This is a genomic window from Microcoleus sp. AT9b-C3 (assembly GCF_036705485.1).
Taxonomy (GTDB): domain Bacteria; phylum Cyanobacteriota; class Cyanobacteriia; order Cyanobacteriales; family Microcoleaceae; genus Microcoleus.
The window spans coordinates 156,832-175,350 of the sequence record NZ_JAUBUR010000006.1; the positions used below are offsets into that span (position 1 = coordinate 156,832).

General features: G+C 45.5%; 20 protein-coding genes. 9 read left to right on the forward strand and 11 right to left on the reverse strand.

Annotation, left to right across the window (positions count from 1 at the left end; all coding sequences use genetic code 11):
• Nucleotides 1-5: 5 nt before the first annotated feature.
• The 3 genes from QUB77_RS08080 to QUB77_RS08090 all read left to right on the forward strand — a co-directional run bounded on the left by QUB77_RS08080 (nucleotide 6) and on the right by QUB77_RS08090 (nucleotide 2,976).
• Nucleotides 6-1,253, forward strand: coding sequence for an FAD-dependent oxidoreductase (locus QUB77_RS08080; protein ID WP_333171116.1), 1,248 nt, complete (start codon nucleotides 6-8; stop codon nucleotides 1,251-1,253).
• Between the two features lie 108 nt (nucleotides 1,254-1,361).
• A complete protein-coding gene (locus tag QUB77_RS08085; protein ID WP_333171118.1) occupies nucleotides 1,362-2,021 on the forward strand; it encodes a DUF2834 domain-containing protein in 660 nt (219 codons plus the stop codon).
• Between the two features lie 202 nt (nucleotides 2,022-2,223).
• Nucleotides 2,224-2,976, forward strand: a complete 753-nt coding sequence (locus tag QUB77_RS08090; protein ID WP_333171120.1) for a gamma-glutamyl-gamma-aminobutyrate hydrolase family protein — start codon at nucleotides 2,224-2,226, stop codon at nucleotides 2,974-2,976.
• A gap of 4 nt (nucleotides 2,977-2,980) precedes the next feature.
• Here QUB77_RS08090 and QUB77_RS08095 read toward each other — a convergent pair whose 3' ends face one another.
• The 8 genes from QUB77_RS08095 to QUB77_RS08130 all read right to left on the reverse strand — a co-directional run bounded on the left by QUB77_RS08095 (nucleotide 2,981) and on the right by QUB77_RS08130 (nucleotide 9,278).
• Nucleotides 2,981-3,169 (reverse strand): CPXCG motif-containing cysteine-rich protein, encoded by a 189-nt coding sequence (locus QUB77_RS08095; protein ID WP_006635525.1) that lies wholly within the window; start codon nucleotides 3,167-3,169, stop codon nucleotides 2,981-2,983.
• Complete coding sequence (locus QUB77_RS08100) at nucleotides 3,153-3,614, reverse strand: SRPBCC family protein (protein WP_333171123.1); 462 nt, start codon at nucleotides 3,612-3,614, stop codon at nucleotides 3,153-3,155. Before QUB77_RS08100 ends, QUB77_RS08095 begins: the two co-directional genes overlap by 17 nt.
• Nucleotides 3,615-3,627: 13 nt before the next feature.
• Entirely contained in the window at nucleotides 3,628-3,987 is a 360-nt protein-coding gene (locus QUB77_RS08105; RefSeq protein WP_333171125.1) for a transcriptional regulator, read from the reverse strand.
• Between the two features lie 3 nt (nucleotides 3,988-3,990).
• Nucleotides 3,991-4,320 (reverse strand): type II toxin-antitoxin system RelE/ParE family toxin, encoded by a 330-nt coding sequence (locus tag QUB77_RS08110; protein ID WP_333171128.1) that lies wholly within the window; start codon nucleotides 4,318-4,320, stop codon nucleotides 3,991-3,993.
• Nucleotides 4,321-4,421: 101 nt separating this feature from the next.
• On the reverse strand, nucleotides 4,422-6,059 hold the full coding sequence (locus tag QUB77_RS08115; protein WP_333171131.1) for a radical SAM protein: 1,638 nt from the start codon (nucleotides 6,057-6,059) through the stop codon (nucleotides 4,422-4,424).
• Between the two features lie 429 nt (nucleotides 6,060-6,488).
• Nucleotides 6,489-7,010 carry a signal peptidase II gene (gene lspA, locus QUB77_RS08120; RefSeq protein WP_333171134.1) on the reverse strand — a complete coding sequence of 174 codons (522 nt, stop codon included), beginning with the start codon at nucleotides 7,008-7,010 and terminating at the stop codon, nucleotides 6,489-6,491.
• A 348-nt stretch (nucleotides 7,011-7,358) separates the two neighbouring features.
• On the reverse strand, nucleotides 7,359-7,937 hold the full coding sequence (locus QUB77_RS08125) for a biotin transporter BioY (protein WP_006635529.1): 579 nt from the start codon (nucleotides 7,935-7,937) through the stop codon (nucleotides 7,359-7,361).
• 123 nt (nucleotides 7,938-8,060) lie between these two features.
• Nucleotides 8,061-9,278: a transposase gene (locus tag QUB77_RS08130; protein WP_333171137.1), complete on the reverse strand. Its 1,218-nt coding sequence runs from the start codon at nucleotides 9,276-9,278 to the stop codon at nucleotides 8,061-8,063.
• A 323-nt stretch (nucleotides 9,279-9,601) separates the two neighbouring features.
• On the opposite strand from QUB77_RS08130, the gene pstS reads away from it, so the two are divergent.
• From pstS to pstB, 4 genes are all read left to right on the forward strand, one after another.
• On the forward strand, nucleotides 9,602-10,786 hold the full coding sequence (gene pstS, locus QUB77_RS08135) for a phosphate ABC transporter substrate-binding protein PstS (RefSeq protein ID WP_333171139.1): 1,185 nt from the start codon (nucleotides 9,602-9,604) through the stop codon (nucleotides 10,784-10,786).
• Nucleotides 10,787-11,132: 346 nt separating this feature from the next.
• A complete protein-coding gene (gene pstC / locus QUB77_RS08140; protein WP_333171141.1) occupies nucleotides 11,133-12,089 on the forward strand; it encodes a phosphate ABC transporter permease subunit PstC in 957 nt (318 codons plus the stop codon).
• Between the two features lie 34 nt (nucleotides 12,090-12,123).
• Entirely contained in the window at nucleotides 12,124-13,017 is an 894-nt protein-coding gene (gene pstA / locus QUB77_RS08145) for a phosphate ABC transporter permease PstA (protein WP_333171143.1), read from the forward strand.
• 110 nt (nucleotides 13,018-13,127) lie between these two features.
• Nucleotides 13,128-13,928, forward strand: a complete 801-nt coding sequence (gene pstB / locus QUB77_RS08150; protein ID WP_333036858.1) for a phosphate ABC transporter ATP-binding protein PstB — start codon at nucleotides 13,128-13,130, stop codon at nucleotides 13,926-13,928.
• 231 nt (nucleotides 13,929-14,159) lie between these two features.
• On the opposite strand, the gene QUB77_RS31705 is transcribed toward pstB, so the two are convergent.
• Complete coding sequence (locus QUB77_RS31705) at nucleotides 14,160-14,423, reverse strand: NblA/ycf18 family protein (protein WP_445251110.1); 264 nt, start codon at nucleotides 14,421-14,423, stop codon at nucleotides 14,160-14,162.
• Nucleotides 14,424-14,558: 135 nt separating this feature from the next.
• Here QUB77_RS31705 and QUB77_RS08160 point away from each other — a divergent pair, with 135 nt between their 5' ends.
• Both QUB77_RS08160 and QUB77_RS08165 read left to right on the forward strand, forming a co-directional pair.
• On the forward strand, nucleotides 14,559-15,155 hold the full coding sequence (locus tag QUB77_RS08160; protein ID WP_333171147.1) for a phycobiliprotein lyase: 597 nt from the start codon (nucleotides 14,559-14,561) through the stop codon (nucleotides 15,153-15,155).
• A 427-nt stretch (nucleotides 15,156-15,582) separates the two neighbouring features.
• Nucleotides 15,583-16,341, forward strand: coding sequence for a phycobilisome rod-core linker polypeptide (locus QUB77_RS08165; RefSeq protein ID WP_333171150.1), 759 nt, complete (start codon nucleotides 15,583-15,585; stop codon nucleotides 16,339-16,341).
• A 366-nt stretch (nucleotides 16,342-16,707) separates the two neighbouring features.
• Here the strand turns inward: QUB77_RS08165 and QUB77_RS08170 are convergent, their stop codons facing one another.
• Nucleotides 16,708-17,142: a hypothetical protein gene (locus QUB77_RS08170; protein WP_333171153.1), complete on the reverse strand. Its 435-nt coding sequence runs from the start codon at nucleotides 17,140-17,142 to the stop codon at nucleotides 16,708-16,710.
• A 30-nt stretch (nucleotides 17,143-17,172) separates the two neighbouring features.
• Nucleotides 17,173-18,138, reverse strand: a complete 966-nt coding sequence (locus QUB77_RS08175) for an RluA family pseudouridine synthase (RefSeq protein WP_333171155.1) — start codon at nucleotides 18,136-18,138, stop codon at nucleotides 17,173-17,175.
• Between the last annotated feature and the right edge of the window lie 381 nt (nucleotides 18,139-18,519).

The following is an 18,519-nucleotide window of genomic DNA, read 5'->3' on the forward strand; positions in this document are numbered from 1 at the left end:
TAATTGTGAAAGATTTAGTGTTAATTGGTGGCGGTCACAGTCATGCTATTGTATTAAAAATGTTCGGCATCAAACCGCTGCCTGGAGTGCGTTTGACTCTGATTAGCGATGTCCTGCACGCGCCTTATTCGGGGATGCTGCCGGGGCACGTTGCCGGGTTTTACGATTACGATCAATGTCACATCGATTTGCGATCGCTCGCGGAATTTGCCGGGTGTCAAATATTGGTCGATCGGGCGATCGCGATCGACTTTAACAAAAACTTAGTTATTTGTCAAACTCGCCCTCCGGTTAATTTTGATGTGCTTTCTGTGGATATTGGCAGCACTCCTGCGACTTTATCTGTACCGGGTGCCACAGAATATGCAATTGCAGCTAAACCCGTACCGGAGTTTTTAGCTAGCTGGAATCAGTTGATAGAATATAGGCAAAATCATCCCGATAAACCGCTGCGGATAGCGATTGTCGGCGGCGGTGCAGGAGGGGTAGAATTAGCATTAAATATGCAATCTCGATTGGGGAAGGAAGAGGGAAGAAGGAAGAGGGAAGAAGGAAGAGGGAAGAAGGAAGAGGGAAGAAGGAAGAGGGAAGAAAATTTAGAAAATTTATCATCAGAAATTCATTTGTTTCACAGCGGTGCTGAATTGATGCAGGGACACAATCAGCGGGTGCGTCGCCGCCTTAAAAAAATTCTGATTAATCGTGGCGTTAAAGTGCATTTGCAGGAAAAAGTGTGTGCAGTAAAAAAGATTGAGAGAGAAACCAACCCTCAATTCCCTACCAATTACCAAATTTCTTGTAAATCAGGTTTAGAATTAGAGTGCGATCGCATTTTTTGGGTAACACAAGCATCGGCAGCCAATTGGATCGGAGAATCCGGTTTAGCAGCCGATTCAAACGGCTTTATCCAAGTCAACGATTGCCTGCAATCAGTCTCTCACCCCAACGTATTTGCGGCTGGAGATATCGCTGCGATGGTTAATTATCTCCGTCCCAAAGCAGGCGTGTTTGCCGTGCGTCAGGGCAAACCGCTGTTTGAAAACTTGCAGCAGTTTTTATTGGGAAAACCCCTCAAACCCTTTGCACCGCAGGAACAATACTTAGGGTTAATTGGTACTGGGAATAAAAGGGCGATCGCATCTCGCGGTAATTTCATGTGGGAATCACGGTTGTTGTGGTACTGGAAAGATTGGATCGATCGCCAATTTATGCAAAAATTTAGCAATCTGCCCAAAACCCGCAATACCAAATAACAATACATTCAGATATTCTCCTCTCTTCCTCTGCGGTAAATAAAAAAAGTCTTATTGAAAAACCCTTTAAGCTTGCTATAGTAATATCAGAAGTAAAGAAAACTAACTATGTTCCGAAAAATTGGATTTTGGCTGATTTGGATTGCATTTACCACCTACGCCTTTGTATTTGCACCACCCGATAGCCCAGAAACCATCACACTCATTACTAATCTTTCCACAGGCAAAATAGCAGACATCAACCCTTTAATTGTAGCGTTGTTCAACATCATGGGAGTATGGCCGCTCATCTACAGTTGCCTCTTATTTGCTGACGGCAGGGGCCAGAAAATACCTGCATGGCTATTTGCCACTTTATCCTTTGGCGTCGGTGCCTTTGCCTTGCTGCCTTATTTAGCCCTGCGCGAACCTAATCCAGAATTTCGCGGTCATAAAAATATCTTTTTAAAGATATTAGACTCCCGTTTTACTGGAATTTTCTTAACATTAGCTGCTGTTGGTTTAGTTGCCTTTGGCTTGACAAAAGGCGATTGGTATGATTTTTTTGCCCAGTGGCAAACCAGCCGTTTTATCCACGTAATGAGTTTAGATTTTTGTCTGCTTTGCCTACTATTTCCGGCTTTGTTGGCAGACGATATGGCGCGCCGCGGAATGCAGAATTCTACAGCATTTTGGGCTGTAACATTAGTGCCGCTGTTCGGGCCGCTGGCTTATCTGTGTACGCGCAAACCGCTGCCGGAAACTAATACTGAAACTGTTACGAATTAGACAGCCGTGCAGGGAAGTTTCAGTGTAATGTAGGAATTAATCACAAGTAATCAGACAAGAAACAGGCAAGATGCCTGTTTCATAACAATAAGTAAGTTTTATTGTGGACCGTTGCTCCTAGTTGCCCGCCCATGAAACACTGATTACAAATAGTGCAAAATCTGAGTATTAATCTAAGTAATTATCTCCCAACCTCTAGCAAATGAAAAAATTTCCGATTGTTGGCATCACAACATACAACCGCTGTCCAGCCGGCGAATATCGTTTAAATGGAACTTATATTGATGCAGTTCAGGCGGCTGGTGGCATTCCGATTTTACTGCCGCCCAATCAATTAGATCCGGCTAGTATTTTGGATGCAGTAGATGGTTTGATTTTTTCCGGGGGCGGAGATATAAACCCAGAACTTTATGGCGGTTATGTCGATCGCACAGTTTACTCGGTTAATGCAGAACGCGACAATTTTGAATTAAACTTAGCAAAGCTAGCTTTGAAGGCTGACATACCTGTGTTGGGGATTTGCCGGGGAATGCAAATCCTGAACGTAGCCAGCGGTGGCAGTTTGGTGATTCACGTACCGGATGCTTACGGAGATGAGGTTAACCACGGATCGGGAATTCCGCCACGTGCGATCGAGCATACCATTGAAATTGAGCCAAACAGTCGGCTAGCAAAAATTATGGGAAAAACTTCAACAACAGTTGTTTCCTGGCATCATCAAGCAGTGCGGAAGGTAACATCCGATTGGCGAATTGTAGCCGATGCACCTGACACTTTAGTAGAAGCAATGGAACACTGCTATCACCCTTGGATGATAGCAATTCAATGGCACCCGGAAATGTCGCCAAACTGCTCGGTAAACTCTCGAATTTTTCGGGCTTTCGTAGAAGCAGCAGCTTCAAGATTTATGAATTCTACCAAGTCGGCATCAAATGCAATTCATACATTTTCATAGTCACTTATTCTTGATAGTCAGTATCTATTTCAATATCCAGGGTATCTTCATCTATTCTGACATACAGAACATTCGGGCGACAGCAAACCTGACAATCTTCGATATAAGATTGCTCCATACCACCGCTGATATCAACAAAAGTTGTACTCGGTTCGCCGCAGAAAGCACAGTAATATTCAGCCGTTGTTTGCATCTTTCTCGCACTCTCTTTTTGTGACTTCGTGGCGGTAGCGAAACATATCTGTTAACCGCATTTCCACCCACCAACCTAACAACAAATCCACAATCGGGCCGCCCGGTATTGAAAATGCGATCGCATCTGTCAATCTAGTCTTGCCATTTTCTGAGGTAAACTCGTGACGGTGAGTCCAACGTGCCATCGGCCCCTCAGTTTGTTCATCAACAAACAAGCGATATTGTTCGCACTTAGTGTGAGTCGCCACCCATTTTACAGGAATCGGCCCCAATAACAGGCGAAATTCTGATACAGCACCCACATCGAGTCCCCCTTCACGGCGAATGATTTTCACCGGTTGCCAAGGCGGAGTCAAAAGTTGCAGAATATCCGGCCTTTCGTGAAAGTTCCAGACTGTTTCAACAGTGGCATTAATCAGCGACGAGTATTTAAAATTGGGCATTTTCTAGATTAAGTTAAACAGTTATTTCGGATTTCGTTTCAGCATTTGCAGTATGATCCTCTGTATCATTACAAACAGCAACTGTTAGTTTCAATCCCAAAGCATTCAGCCAAGTTCCCAGATTGTAAATCGCATCGCTTCCTTGCTGCGAAAGCAATTCATCCAGTTTTTTTAAGTGTACTTCATATTGTTCAGGAGTCATTTTTGGTTGACCTAGAGCTTCTGCTACATCGCCCAGAGCAAGTCTGATTAATGCTTCGTCTGCTTCTTCGCCTTCGTCTAATTCAAAATGAGTTTCGAGATAGATAGCCGCATAACTGGGGTCTTTTAGCCGCGCCATCAAAAAGTCATGATACGGTAAACTTTTAGGCATTTTTTAACTCCTATAATTTGTCCAGTATTCTATTGCTTGGGCAATGTCTCTGTCTTGAGTGCTTTTATCTCCTCCGCACAGCAGAAGTATAATTGTTGTTCCTACTTGTCCAAAATAGATTCGGAAACCAGGGCCATAGTCTATCCTTAATTCAAAGACTCCTTCTCCAACAGATTTACAATCTCCCAAATTTCCCAAAATAACTCGGTTAAGTCTTTTATTAATAATTGTGGGAATTTTACGATCTCGGAAGGAATCACACCAGTTATCAAACGGCACTTGACCGTCTGAGGTAACATAACGCTGAATTTCCTTGGGTTGGACTTCTGGCATAATTGTATTATAGTACGTCGCTCCTTATTTTATATTGTTAAGTTAGCTTTCAATCTACTTACTTGCAAAGATGCGATCGCACTTTCCCATCCCACTATTTCCTAACTCGTCAACTGTAAATCCTTCGTCCTAAAATGACTCGTCGCCTCAGCCAAATGCTTCTTCAAAGTCGCCTCCGGTAGCGGCCCTTTTAAATGACTCCAAGGCAAAACCTGCTCCAATTCCCACTCTTGAAAAACATAAAAATCCATCTCAGGCAACTGTCCGCGTAACTCCTTAAATGCCCGCCGATAACTGCCCAAAGTATCGCCGTAATGCCGCACTAATTCCAACAGCCGAGACAACCGCCGATCGCCCCTGGAGAGCAACCCCTGAATCACAGACCAGTTGTAGCTTTCAGGTCTAAATTCTAAACCTAACTTCCGCAATTCTTTATCTAAAAACTTCAGCCTCTTCTCGGCATCTTTATTCACTCCAAACCACTGAAAAGGAGTGTGAGATTTCGGGACAAAAGTGCTGCATCCCAGAGTCAACCGCAAACCGGGAACAGCTTTTCTAATCGCCCGCATCATCTCCACCGTCTCCTCTAAATCCTCCATCTCTTCGCCAGGAATTCCCGCCATCCCGTAAAGTTTAATTCCCTTTAAGCCGCCAGCCTTAGCATTGATAGCCGCTTGAATAATTTCGTCATTTGTGAGTTTTTTGTTAACGATTTTGCGGAGGCTATCGCTCCCGCTTTCCACCGCAATCGTCACCGATTTGCTGTCTCTGTTCGTCAATATTTCTGCCAATTTAACTGTCACCGTATTCGTCCGTACCGAAGAAAGACTCAGCCGCACGCCGTCGTATTTCGGATGATTCAAATGATCCAGCAACGCTTCAAATTCCGGGTGCTGAGTGACCGAAGCACCCAACAAACCCAAACGATTAGTCACAGCTAAACCGCGATCGATCGCTGGAATTAGCGAACCCTCCAAACTCGCAGTTCTAAACGGCAAAGTCAGATAACTTGCCAAACAAAAACGGCACATTTCTGGACAACTCCGAACCACTTCCACCATGTAAATATTTTCCCAAGCCGCTTTTTCTGTCACCACAGTGGAAGCAGATAAAGTATTGCCGCGATAAGTCTGTTTTTCAACCACACTGGGAATTCCCGAATCGACAGGCTGAATCGATTTAATACCCTCAGCCGCATCCAGATAAGTTACTTCGTACAAACTGGGGACGTAAACTCCCGGAACTTGGGCTAAATGCCGCAATTTAGTTTGTCTGTCGGCGGTACGGACTTCTTTACAAGCATCAATAAAACTGTCTATGAGATGTTCGCCATCTCCCAGCAAAATCACATCAAAAAAATCGGCAAAAGGTTCTGGATTAGCAGTAAAAACCGGGCCACCGCCGAAGACGATCGGATGATTATCAGTTCGTTTTGACGCCCAAATCGGAATTTCTAGAGATTCCAATAAATTGAGAATATTTACATAGTCTAGTTCCCAAGAAAGGGAAAATCCCAGTAATTCTGGATGTCGGGGAAGTTGTTCGCGGATATCAGTAAATAAACGGCCCACTTCAATATCCGCTCGCACAGCCAAAGTTGCCCACACTATCTGATAGCCGAGACTGGTAATCCCCACCGTGTACTCGTTGGGAAAAGCAAAAATAGTCGGGATAGCATCAGCCTCGGGGGTTGCTGGGGCAAATAGTAAGCGTTCTTGAGCAAATGGATTAGGAGTCATTCGATTTTAGATTTTAGATTTTAGATTTTAGATTTGGGAATTTAGATTTGGGAATTTAGATTTTAGATTTTAGATTTGGGAATTTAGATTTTAGATTTGGGAATTTAGATTTTAGATTTTAGATTTGGGAATTTATCCGACGGATAAATTCTGGATTTTCAACCAAAGTGTTTTGAAGGGGGAGCGAGTTTAGCATTAGCAATAAAGAATATAATTATAGCTCATAAATCACTCTAACTTTAAGTTGATACCTATACCTTCTGACAACAGACAACGGACAAATGACCGAAAGCAATTGGTGGCGAGGCCCCTGGCTTCCTTAGTGGATAAGCAAAAAAAATCTCCGCACCCGATAAACCTGACAACGGTACAACCGGTGCGTGGGTTAATCTAAAATCTAAAATCTAAAATTGATTAACTTGTTGAAAGTTACTCTGAAATAGAATTGCGATCGTCCTGAGTTCTCGGAGTAGTCGGAGTAGGCGGTGTACTGTTAAAAGTTGCAATCAACAAACAGATAATCCCAGCATTAATAAACACATCCGCCAGATTAAATACTGGGAACCGAATTATCCGAAAATCGATAAAATCTACAACATGGCCCGAAACAAATCGATCGATCCCGTTTCCCAGTGCTCCCCCCAAAATCAAACCGTAGCCAGCTTGTTCCCAGCGGTTAATTCGCGGCCCGAACCAAGCCAGCACTATCAATCCCACACTAACGCCCAAAGACAGCCAGCGCAACCAAATCGCCCCGCCATTGCTGAACAGACTAAAAGCCGCACCGGTATTAACAACATAAGTGAAGTGAAACACTCCGGGTAACAGCGGCTGTGTCTGCGGAGGAACCGTCAAGTCAAAATTTTGCACCACCCAAAACTTAGTCAGGTGGTCTAAAAATAAACTGATAACAGCAGCAATCCAGAACAAGGGATTTCTTTTAAAACGCATGAATTAAGCAATAGAATAGGGGGCATCGGGCATGGGATAATTTACTCAAATTTCGCTAATTATTGTCAGCAGAATGCCGTGCAACAAAGCAATCCCAGCCGCAGCGAGATGACTCTCCCGTTGGGCAATGATAGTATAACCTTATTTTGCACAATTACCAGTTACCTCATCCTTCATCCTTCATCCTTCATCCTTCATCCTTCATCCTTCTTCCTTCTTCTGTCTTCCGTCTTCCTTCATCCTTCATCCTTCTTCTGTCTTCCGTCTTCCTTCATCCTTCATCCTTCATCCTTCTTCCTGACATCCGTTACATCCCGTACATTGCTCGTTGCCGAACTTCCTTGGCAATTAATAAAACATCAAGCGGCGTAAAGTAAATGACAGCACTGCGATCGCACAAACTACCGCCAATTGTCCCGGCAGGGGATAAACCGAATATTTAAGAATCTCATCGAATAAAGGTGTTTTTTTTGCCGGAGGCAGCCAGTAAGTAAAAATTAGATAAATTAAGCCGATCGCGTGAACAGTGAACAAACCGCACAAACAGCTAAAAGCCATAGATTCCAGCCGCGAAGCCACCTTAAAAGCCACCCAGCCGCACACCCAAGCACCAGGCACAAAACCCAACAAATACCCAAAACTCGCTTCTTTGAGATAGCCGATGCCGCCGCCTTGAGAAAAAACTGGCCACAAAGTTAATCCTAATGCCAAATAGGCAATTTGCGAGAGAGCGGCAGCATTTTTCCCCCCCATGCAGCCTACTAGCAAAACGGCTCCAATTTGATAGGTAACACCTAAAGAGTAGGCCTGAAGTCCTCGATCGTCCCACAACCCAATCGGAATTGTGACCGATGCAGGCAAAAAAGTGCCTCCTATCGTCAGGAGCAAACCAATAACAGCCCAGATTAATTCAATAGGAGCAGGCATTATAGCAGAAGAAAGAAGGAAGACCGAAGTTGCAATCGACCGTTTATGTTTGTGCAATTAAGAACGTCCTAAGCGTCAGGGCGGTTGCTATATCATCAAACAGCATTCTTGACACTCCCCGTCCTATAAGGACGGGGATTCTTGGTTCAATGAGTCGCCATAACCTAGCAGGGTTTTCCCAACTAAACTAGAGGGCATCTCTCCCCAAGCGTTAATTTCGGCGTGCCCCGCCGTATTTTGGGCGCGTTTCAAGATGTTAATTGCTGCGTTGGTGTCTCGATCTGCCGAATACCCGCAATGCGGACAAATGTGCGTTCTAGTTGATAGAGACTTACGGACTTTTTTGCCACAATTCGAGCAATTCTGACTGGTATTGTGGGGCGATACAGCTACGGTTTTTGTTCCATAGACGCTCCCAAAATAATCCAACCACGTCCGAAACTTAGACCAAGCGGCATCACTAATCGACTTAGAGAGTTTTCGGTTCTTTACCATGCCCTGAACAGTTAAGTCTTCATAGGCGACCAAATCGTTAGATTGGACGTAACGGAGTGCCACTCTCTTGACAAACTCTTCTCGCTGCCTACTTACTCTTAGATGTTTCCGAGCATACCGATTTTTTGCCTTCTTGTAGTTATTAGATTGCGGTTTACCCTTTTTGAACTTTTTGGACTTTTTCCGGTTGGCGCGGTTTAATTGCTTTTCTGATTTGCGATAAAATTTAGGATTTTCGACTATCCCTCCCTCACTATCAGCCAAAAAGTATTTAATTCCGACATCAATTCCTACCGCAGGATTGGATGACTTGCAATCTTTGAGAGCGCTCCGAGGAGCATCGACACAGAATTGCACGTAATACCCATCACTACGTCGGACAATCCGTACCCTTTTAATTTGCTCTATCTGATAAAAATGCAAGTCTCGACTGCCTTTTAATTTCAGCATCCCGATACCTTTCTTATCAGTAAAGTTAATGCGTTTCCGGCCTGATGAAAGTTTCCAGCCACCAACCTTGTACTCGATCGAGCGACTGTTTTTCTTGAACTGCGGATAGCCCTTTTTACCCGGCTTTTTGTTTTTACAGTTGTCGAAAAACCGATTGATCGCGCGTTGGGCATTTTCAACAGCAGCTTGACAAGCATGACTGTACAAGTCTTTGACAAAGCCCAACTCTGCTCGCAATTGAGTGCAATATTTATACAGTTCTTTTCGGCCGACACCGCGATTGTCCATCCAGTACCGCAGGCATTTATTCCGAATAAATTGCCCCGTGCGAATAGCTTCCTCGATCTTGTGGTATTGTTGCTTTTTCCCGTAGGCTTTGAGCTCAAAAACTAGCATGGTTCGACCTTGGCAGGCTGCTGTCTCATACTACCATATATGTCAAAATAACCACCATTGTAGGGCTTTCTGGTTCTCAAGCCTGGATCTTGGGATAATTTAATCGGGAATTTTTCGCGATCGGGCGATCGACTGCTTGTTTCCGTAGTTATTTCTCTGCCCTTTATCTTATATATTTATTATTGTCAAGCTCATCAATAAGTTTGATAATATTAATTAATATTAAATTGGGATTAAGTGTAAAGATTCTTAACCTAACCTTTACTTTTGCGCGCTATGCTGATGCGGGACACCCCTATAACGATCGCAGATTTTTTATACCTATGCTTTTTCGTCTCAACTTGATTAATCCAAAGCGTCTGACTACAGCAATTACCGTAATGGCGATCGCCCTCAGTGTAGCGGCTTGCCGCAGTGACAGCCCAAACACGAGCAGCAGCCCCAGCCCCGGCGACACCGCAGCATCACCCGGCGCTTCCCCCGTTGCAGCCACCGGCACAGCGGAAAACACCAAACTCGCCCTAGCCTCAGACGTAGCCATCACCGCAGCCGGCGCCTCATTCCCCGCCCCCCTGTACCAACGTTGGTTTCAAGACTTCAACAAAATCAACCCCAAAGTACAAATTAACTATCAATCAGTAGGCAGCGGCGCCGGAGTCGAACAATTTACCAAAGGCACAGTAGACTTTGGGGCCAGCGACACCGGCATGAAAGACGACGAAATCGCCAAAGTTCCAGCAGATAAAGGCGTGCTCTTACTGCCCATGACAGCCGGCAGCATCGTCATCGGCTACAACCTGCCAGACTTAACCGAACCACTGAAACTGCCACGGGATGTTTACGCAGATATCTTCGCCGGTAAAATTACCAACTGGAACGATCCCAGAATTGCAGCGGCCAACCCGGGCGCTAAATTGCCAGACCAAGCCATCACCATCGTCCACCGTTCCGACGGTAGCGGTACCACCGCCGTCTTCACCAAACACCTGAGTGCCATCAGCCCCGACTGGAAAAGTGCAGTAGGCGACGGCAAAACAGTAGAGTGGCCCGTAGGCGTAGGCGCAAAAGGCAACGAAGGCGTCACAGCCCAACTCCTGCAAACCGTCGGCAGCATCGGCTACGTAGAATATGGCTACGCCAAAAACAACAATCTCAAATTTGCATCTTTGGAAAACAAAGCAGGCAGCTTTGTCGCACCTACCGACGAATCAGCTTCTCAAGCTTTAGCAACTGTGCCGATGCCGGAAAACCTGCGAGCATTTATCGAAGACCCCGAAGGCGCTCAATCCTATCCAATTGTCACCTACACTTGGATGCTCGTCCCCAAAACAGTTACTGACCCCAACAAAGCCAAAACCATCGAGGCAATGGTTGAATACGGCTTAAATGAAGGTCAAAAAGTTAGTTCCGAATTGGGCTACGTTCCTCTACCCCAAAGCGTTAAAGAAAAAGTAGCCGCGGCCGCTGACGGCATCAGCGCAGACTACAAGATTGAGGTTGCCAAATAGTAACTGTTGACTGTTGACTGTTGTCCGTTGTCAGAGGGAAAAAAGCCCTTCGGCATATTGCGCGTGCGGGTAAAAATCAGCAAGAACGAAGATAGATATTTCTGTGGGGCGGGTTTTACCAGAAATATTTGTTAAAAAGTCAGGGGATTAATAAATCCGCCCCTCTTCTATGTAACAATCGGTGCATCTGTGTAGGGGTGGGTTTGACCAGAAATACTTGTTGAAAAGTCAGGGAATTAATAAACCCGCCCCTCTTTGATTTTATTTATGGTCTTTCTTTCTGCTTCGTTCTAGCTTTTTCCGAAACAGGCTATTTTCGGCTACTATATATTTGGTTTTTTTTTCTATGATTTCAGATAATAACAGCGCTCGATCGCAGACCCGATCGCGCTCTCAAGCAGAAAAGTCCTTAGACCAAGGCTTTATCTGGCTGACGCGGATTTTGGGCATAGGAGTTGGTGTAATTTTGCTGGTAATCGCGCTCACCGTTGCTTATCGGGCTTTACCGGCGATTCAACAGTACGGTTTGGGCTTTCTGTTTGGCAGTAGCTGGAATCCGGTTAAGGAAGAGTACGGTGCGCTGCCGATGATTTACGGGACGATCGTCAGTTCGGCGATCGCGCTCCTAATTGCAGTACCATTAGGAGTAGGGACTGCCATCTTCTTAAGTGAAGATTTTTTGCCGCTGCCAGTGCGTACAGCTTTGGTTTTTTTAGTAGAACTTTTAGCCGCCATTCCCAGCGTAGTCTATGGTTTGTGGGGAATTGCTGTATTGATTCCCATTATTACCAGTCTCGGCAAGTTTCTCAACGGCACTTTCGGATGGCTGCCGATTTTTAGCACCCCGCCAGTGGGCCCGGGAATGTTACCAGCCGGAGTAATTTTGGGAATCATGACTTTGCCCATTATTACTGCTATCTCCCGCGACTCTTTGGCAAGTCTCCCCCCCGAATTGCGGCAAGCATCTTTAGGTTTAGGAGCTACTCGCTGGACAACAATTTTTAGAGTGCTCGTACCCGCAGCTTTTTCCGGCATTGTCGGCGGAATTATGCTCGGGCTCGGTCGCGCCATGGGAGAAACAATGGCTGCAACTCTGTTAATTGGCAATTCCAATCAGTTAAGTCTTTCTGTGCTAGCTCCGGCAAATACTATTGCTTCTCTGATGGCAAATCAGTTTGCAGAAGCCTCCGGGTTGCAAGTAGCAGCTCTGATGTACACTGGGCTAATCCTGTTTATTATGACACTGATTGTTAATATTTTGGCAGAGTGGATTGTTTCTCAAGTAAGAGCGAAGTACAACTAGAAGTTTGCTGCCATTTCCTACATTGTTTTAGTTTATGTCAAATAGCGTATCCGACGAGAATCGTTTAGTATCGAAAACAGGCAGTTTAAAAAAGGTTAAAAACAGCCCGCAAGCGCTGTTTAGTCTGGCGATGACTGTACTCGCTGGAGCTAGTCTGACCCTGACTCTGCTACCTTTGTTTGCAGTGCTTTCCTACGTCACGGTACAAGGTTTTAATCGCCTGAATTTAGACTTGTTTACCAAGCTGCCACCGCCGCCCGGACTATCGGGAGGCGGAATTGCTAATGCAATTGTTGGTACGTTAATGACCGTAGGAATTGCTTCTTTAATTGCTGTTCCTTTTGGTGTATTGGCCGCCGTTTATTTGTCGGAGTTCAGCAGTGGCCAAGTAGCTCGCTGGGTGCGCTTTGCTACTAATGTCCTCAGCGGCGTTCCTTCGATTATTGCCGGGGTATTTGCCTACGGTTTGTTCGTGGTAAATATGGGAGGTTTTTCGGCAATTGCAGGGGGTGCGGCGCTGGCTGTGCTGATGTTGCCCACGATTGTGCGGACTACTGACGAAGCTCTACAAATCGTCCCGCAAGATATTAGATGGGCGTCGGTTGGTGTGGGTGCTTCTAATTATCAGACGGTGTTGCAGGTGGTTTTGCCTGCGGCAATTCCGGCTATTTTAACGGGTGTGACTCTGGCAATTGCTCGCGCTGCTGGAGAAACTGCTCCTTTGATTTTTACGGCGCTCAATTCGCCTTTTTGGCCGGCAGGATTTGATAAGCCAACTCCGAGTCTTTCGGTTTTGGTGTACAACTTTGCAACGGTTCCTTTTAAGGCACAGAAAGAATTGGCCTGGGCGGCATCTTTGATTTTGGTGATTATGGTTTTGCTGACGAGTATTCTTTCTCGCTGGGCTACTCGCCAAAAAGTTTATTAATCAGTTGACAGTTGACAGTTGACAGTTGACAGTTGTTATTGGTCATTTGTCATTTGTAATTGGTCATTTGTAATTGGTCATTTGTAAAATTCGATTGGATTGTTACCTGTATGATGATGGATTTAGACAAGCAAACGGAAACAGTTTTACGGACAGAAAATATCAATATTTTTTACGGCGCTTTTCACGCGGTGAAAAATGTTTCAATGGAGATTCCTAAAAATCGCATTACTGCCTTGATTGGGCCGTCTGGCTGCGGCAAAAGTACAATTCTGCGATGTTTTAACCGGCTCAATGATTTAGTTAGCGGTTTTCGTTTAGAGGGTAGAATTGATTACCACGGTCAAAATCTTTACGATCCTGATATTGATGCTGTGGCGGTGCGCCGCAAGATTGGGATGGTGTTTCAAAAGCCGAATCCTTTCCCGAAGTCGATTTATGACAATATTGCTTACGGTGCGAGGGTGAACAATTATAAGGGAGATATGGATGAGCTGGTGGAAAAATCGCTCAGCCAAGCTTATTTGTGGGATGAGGTGAAGGATAAGTTAAAGCAAAGCGGTTTTTCTCTTTCGGGTGGCCAGCAGCAGCGTTTGTGTATTGCTAGGGCGATCGCGATTAATCCTGATGTAGTGTTAATGGATGAACCTTGCGCTTCTCTTGACCCGATTTCTACGATTAAGATTGAGGAGTTGATGCGGGAACTCAAGGAGAAGTATACGATTGTGATCGTTACTCACAATATGCAGCAGGCTTCTCGGGTTTCTGACCTGACTGCTTTTTTCAATGCTAAACTTTCTGACGATGGGAAGCGGTTTGGCTATCTTGTGGAGTGTGACAAGACTGAGGTAATTTTCCAAAGTCCAAAGGAAGAGTCTACTTTAGATTATGTGAGTGGCCGTTTTGGTTGATTCCGTGACAGGTTTTAACCTATCGCTACACAAACGAAGTCCCTTTCTAAGAGACTAAAAATATTGAATTTGCTGAGTCTGGTAGTGACAAAAAAAACCGCGTAAAACTTTTCTGAATTTAGAATCCCGCTTTCTTGGAGGAAGCGGGATTCTGGATTTTATGATTAAAAGCTCGATCGTACTTTTTGCAGATACAAGCCGCTGATTTTTGTGAAGAAATGCTCGAAGAGTTCACATATTCTTCATCCAATGCTTGAACAGGTTTTCTTTGACCATACTTTGCCGCATAACTTCGAGCAAGTATTCCTGAGCTTGGTCTTGGCTTAACCTTTTGACTTCTTCGCGCAGCACTTGAAGTTTGAACTGCTGTTCCATGCTGAGGCTGGTTGTAGGCATATCCATAAATCGCTCCTCCAGTTTGCTGAGATTGATGCGAAATTGATCGGAATGACGTTTCGCAGGATTTGTTGTGTCTCCTACATTGTAAACTATCATAACATTCGCTTGACAATATGTCCAAAGTAGACATTTTGAGACTAATTTGTGTAGCAAAAGTACATCTAAGTGGGGGGAGCTTTATCATAAAAAGGCGTAAAGACAGGGAAGCCTAAGCCAAAGGAGCTAGTTCGTATGGATGCCATGAAGTTTTTTCAAAGCAGTGCTGGGGAGTGGCGTTCTCAGCGCAGCACTCACCACCTCGCTTTCCGCCAAGCGGAGATTGGGGATTCAAATATTCAGGTAACAGCCCTGGCCGCAGATGACGCGCGAGTCGCGGAGATTTGCAAGATGCACGAAGTCGATCCGAGCCGGGCTGCTGGGGGGGCTTTTGTAACCTGGCACGGCTCGATGGCGTGGGATAAGGATGATGAGAATCATAAAGGGTCTACGGTGTTCGCGATCGTCCCCGATCCTGAAAATCCCCGGCAGGGCTTGATGTTGCGGGAACGGGGCTATGCGGAAATTGTGCCGGTGGCTGGCCGTTTTGAGATGGATGATGAGGATGGGCTGCTGCTGATTACGGAATACGAGACGATGAGTTCGATCGAGCGTTTTTGGTTTGCTAATCCGAACGTGCGGATGCGGACGAGTACGGTAAAGCGCTTTGGCGGTTTCAGCACATCGACTTTTTGTACCGAAATTCGGGTGCAACCCGACTCGGATGCAACATCAGAAGCAGCAGGAGCTCAAGTACCCGCCAGCGAGTTTTATTCGGCTCTGGGCTGGTAATTTGTAAGCTCGTTCCCCAGCTCTTAAGCTCGTTCCCCCAGCTTTGCCTGGGAATGCTTGGTCGGAGCCGTTTGCCTCCTGTTTGACGAGGCAGAGCCTCGCCGAGCAGCGTTCCTGCCCGCTTCCGGGGAACGAGCCTTCTTTCTGCATAACTTCCCTCTCCCCTCTTCCTTCTTCCTTCTTCCCTCTTCCGACTTCCCTCGGACTGACATCCGTTACATCCGTTACATCCCATACATTGCTCGTTGCCGAACTTCCCTCTTCCTTCCCGAAAGTCAACAAATGTTACAGATTGTTGCAAAAATTCAGGAAAATCAGATTTAGATTGCGGGAATCCCCTAATCTGTATGTTGGTTAGTTGTATCCGTTATGCTGGCAGCTCACGGTGTCAACTATTTCTGAAATTTGAGATAACGGAGATTTTAACGTGGCGCTACCTTTGATAAACTACGCCCCCAAAAGCCAAAACCAGCGCGTAGCTGGTTTTGAAACAGGGAGCGACGAGCAGCCCAGAATTTTCACAACTGAAAATGTGCTCTCGTCTGGAGACATGGAAAATTTGATTTGGGCTGGATATCGCCAGATTTACAGCGAACACCAAATCCTCAAGAGCAACCGCCAAAAGTCTTTGGAGTCGCAACTCAAGTTCGGCCAAATTACTGTGCGGGACTTTATTCGTGGTTTGGCGATTTCAGCTCCTTTCCTAGAGCGGAATTACCAAACTAACAGCAACTATCGGTTTGTAGAAATGTGCGTGCAGCGCATTTTGGGCCGGGATGTGTACAGCGAGCGCGAAAAGATTGCTTGGTCGATCGTGGTAGCAAATAAGGGGCCTCAAGGCTTTATTGACGAGTTGGTCAATAGCGAAGAGTACCTGGATAAGTTCGGCTACGATACAGTACCTTACCAGCAGCGCCGGATTTTGCCTCAGCGAGTTGGAGGGGATACTCCTTTCAACTTGAAAACGCCCCGCTACAGTGAGTACCACCGTTCGCAGCTTGGCTTCCCGCAAATCATCTGGCAGACAAGTGTCCGCCGTTTTGTTCCTCAAGAACAGCAGCCGAAAGCTGGCGATCCGTCGAACTATTTGGGTATGGCGCGCAATATGCCCATGCCTGCTACTCCGCCGCAGCGCGTGCCTCTGGCTAATATCAATATCGACACGATGGTTCCCCGTCGCCGGTAATTGATGCTGCCCTGATGCGATTATTTGTGTCGGGCCTACTGAATCGATCGGCTTTTAGGCTGAGAGAGTTTTGAGTCTTGAGTTTTGAGGTTTGAGTTTTTTACTAAACTTGGAATCCAAAATTCGGGACTCATAATTTTTGGGGAAAGAAGCAAGTTCGGCAACCAGCAATCTACAGAATTTAACCGATAAATATTAGACTTGAATTCAAGCCCTTTTTCGCTCTCCTATATTTAAATGTATCTGCGTTCATCTGAGTGCATCTGTTTCCATCTGCGGTTGCCCTCTTACGTCAAAGATTTAGGCAAGAAGTTTAATCAAGAAAAAAGGCAGGGGAAAAAAGGTTTATAGTAAGGAATTTAGTCATTAAAAAGGTAGAGGATCGGGTTCTGACGGTAAGAGACTTACGCCAGTATAAGCTGATAGGAGTCGATCAAAAATGTATTCAAAAGCTTCTTCAAAGTGTCTGGGTTCATCAATGAGAATCTTGAATTCGTGACCCCAAGGATAAACCGTGACAATGAAATTGTCAATAACTTTGTTAACACTCAAAGATATTTCGACTGTTTCGCGATCGCCCTTTTCGGGATTGTCGGGATTTTCGCAAATATCGATCGCACCATCAAAATACAGTATGCCATTGTCATCAAACTTCTGATTTTGGCTTGGAATCGGGCAGTCAAAATAATCGCTCAATTGCTTGATAAAAATTTCACTAAAATCCTGACAAGCTTCGCAGGATTCGCGGTATGCTTGCCGGGATGTGGCGTAAGCTTTGCAAATTTCCTCAAATTTCGACATAGAAATTACCAGTTTTAACTGCCCACAATATCAAATATTAGCTCGCAGGCGCAATATTTTTAGCAGCGTGTTGAATTGATCTGGTAAAGGTGCGATCGCCTCTATTAATTCTCCGGTTAGGGGATGCTGCAATGTCAGCCGCCATGCGTGGAGGGCTTGTCCGGTTAAATTGACGCCGATAGAACGGTTGGAACTGTACATCGGGTCGCCGACAATGGGATGTTTGATCTCCGCTGTATGCACGCGAATTTGATGAGTGCGGCCGGTTTCTAATTGATAGTGCATTAAGCAATAGTTGCCGATTCTTTCTTTGATTGTCCAGTGAGTAACTGCGGGGCGACCGCCTTTTTCTACTGGTACTACTGCCATTTTTTTGCGGTCTGTGGGATGCCGCCCGATGGGTAGGTCTATTGTGCCTGTTTCACTGCTGGGAGTGCCGTAAACTATGCCTAAATATTGACGGCGGGCGGTTTTGGTTTTGAGTTGGGCTTGCAGGTGTTGGTGCGCGATGTCGGTTTTGGCGATCGCGATCGCACCCGTTGTATCTTTGTCTAATCTGTGTACGATTCCCGGCCGCTGAACTCCGCCTATTTCTGCTAGGGGACAGTGGGCTAAGAGGGCGTTGACTAATGTACCGTCTGCGTGTCCGGCGGCTGGGTGGACGACTAATCCGGCTGGTTTGTTGATGATAATTAGGCTGTCGTCTTCGTAGAGGATGTCGAGGGGGATTGCTTCGGGCTGCAACTTTGTGGGCTGGGCTTCGGGTAATGTGAGGTGGATGCGATCGCCCGCTTTTACTGATATTTTTTTCGAGGTGCAGGTTTCGTCGTTGACTTTGACGTTGCCTTGTGATATGAGGCTTTGGATTCGCGATCGGGATAAGTCCGGTATCTGGTTTGACAGCCAAATATCTAATCGCTGATTGACATTACTGCGATCGAATTCCTCTGTATTTTCTACTGTGTAAATCTGTGCCGCAGTGTCTGTTTCTATCATTTACTTTTTACTATTTTTTGCCACTTTGGGCGCTTACGAATGGGGGGGGAGAAACCAGGTTTTTACGAGTTTTTAATCGTTCCCAGGCTGGAGCCGGGGAACCAGTTAATAATTAGCTTACTGCTTATACCGTAAGGTGCGCACTGCGCACCCTACATCAAGAATTTTTGCGTAATTTCTGTAAAGTAAAGTAAAGGCTTTCATTATAACATCTTTTAGTTTAGTAATACCGTAAGGTGCGCACTGCGCACCCTACATCAAGAATTTTTGCGTAATTTCTGTAAAGTAAAGGCTTTCATTGCTTATACCGTAAGGTGCGCACTGCGCACCCTACATCAAGAATTTTTGCGTAATTTCTGTAAAGTAAAGGCTTTCATTGCT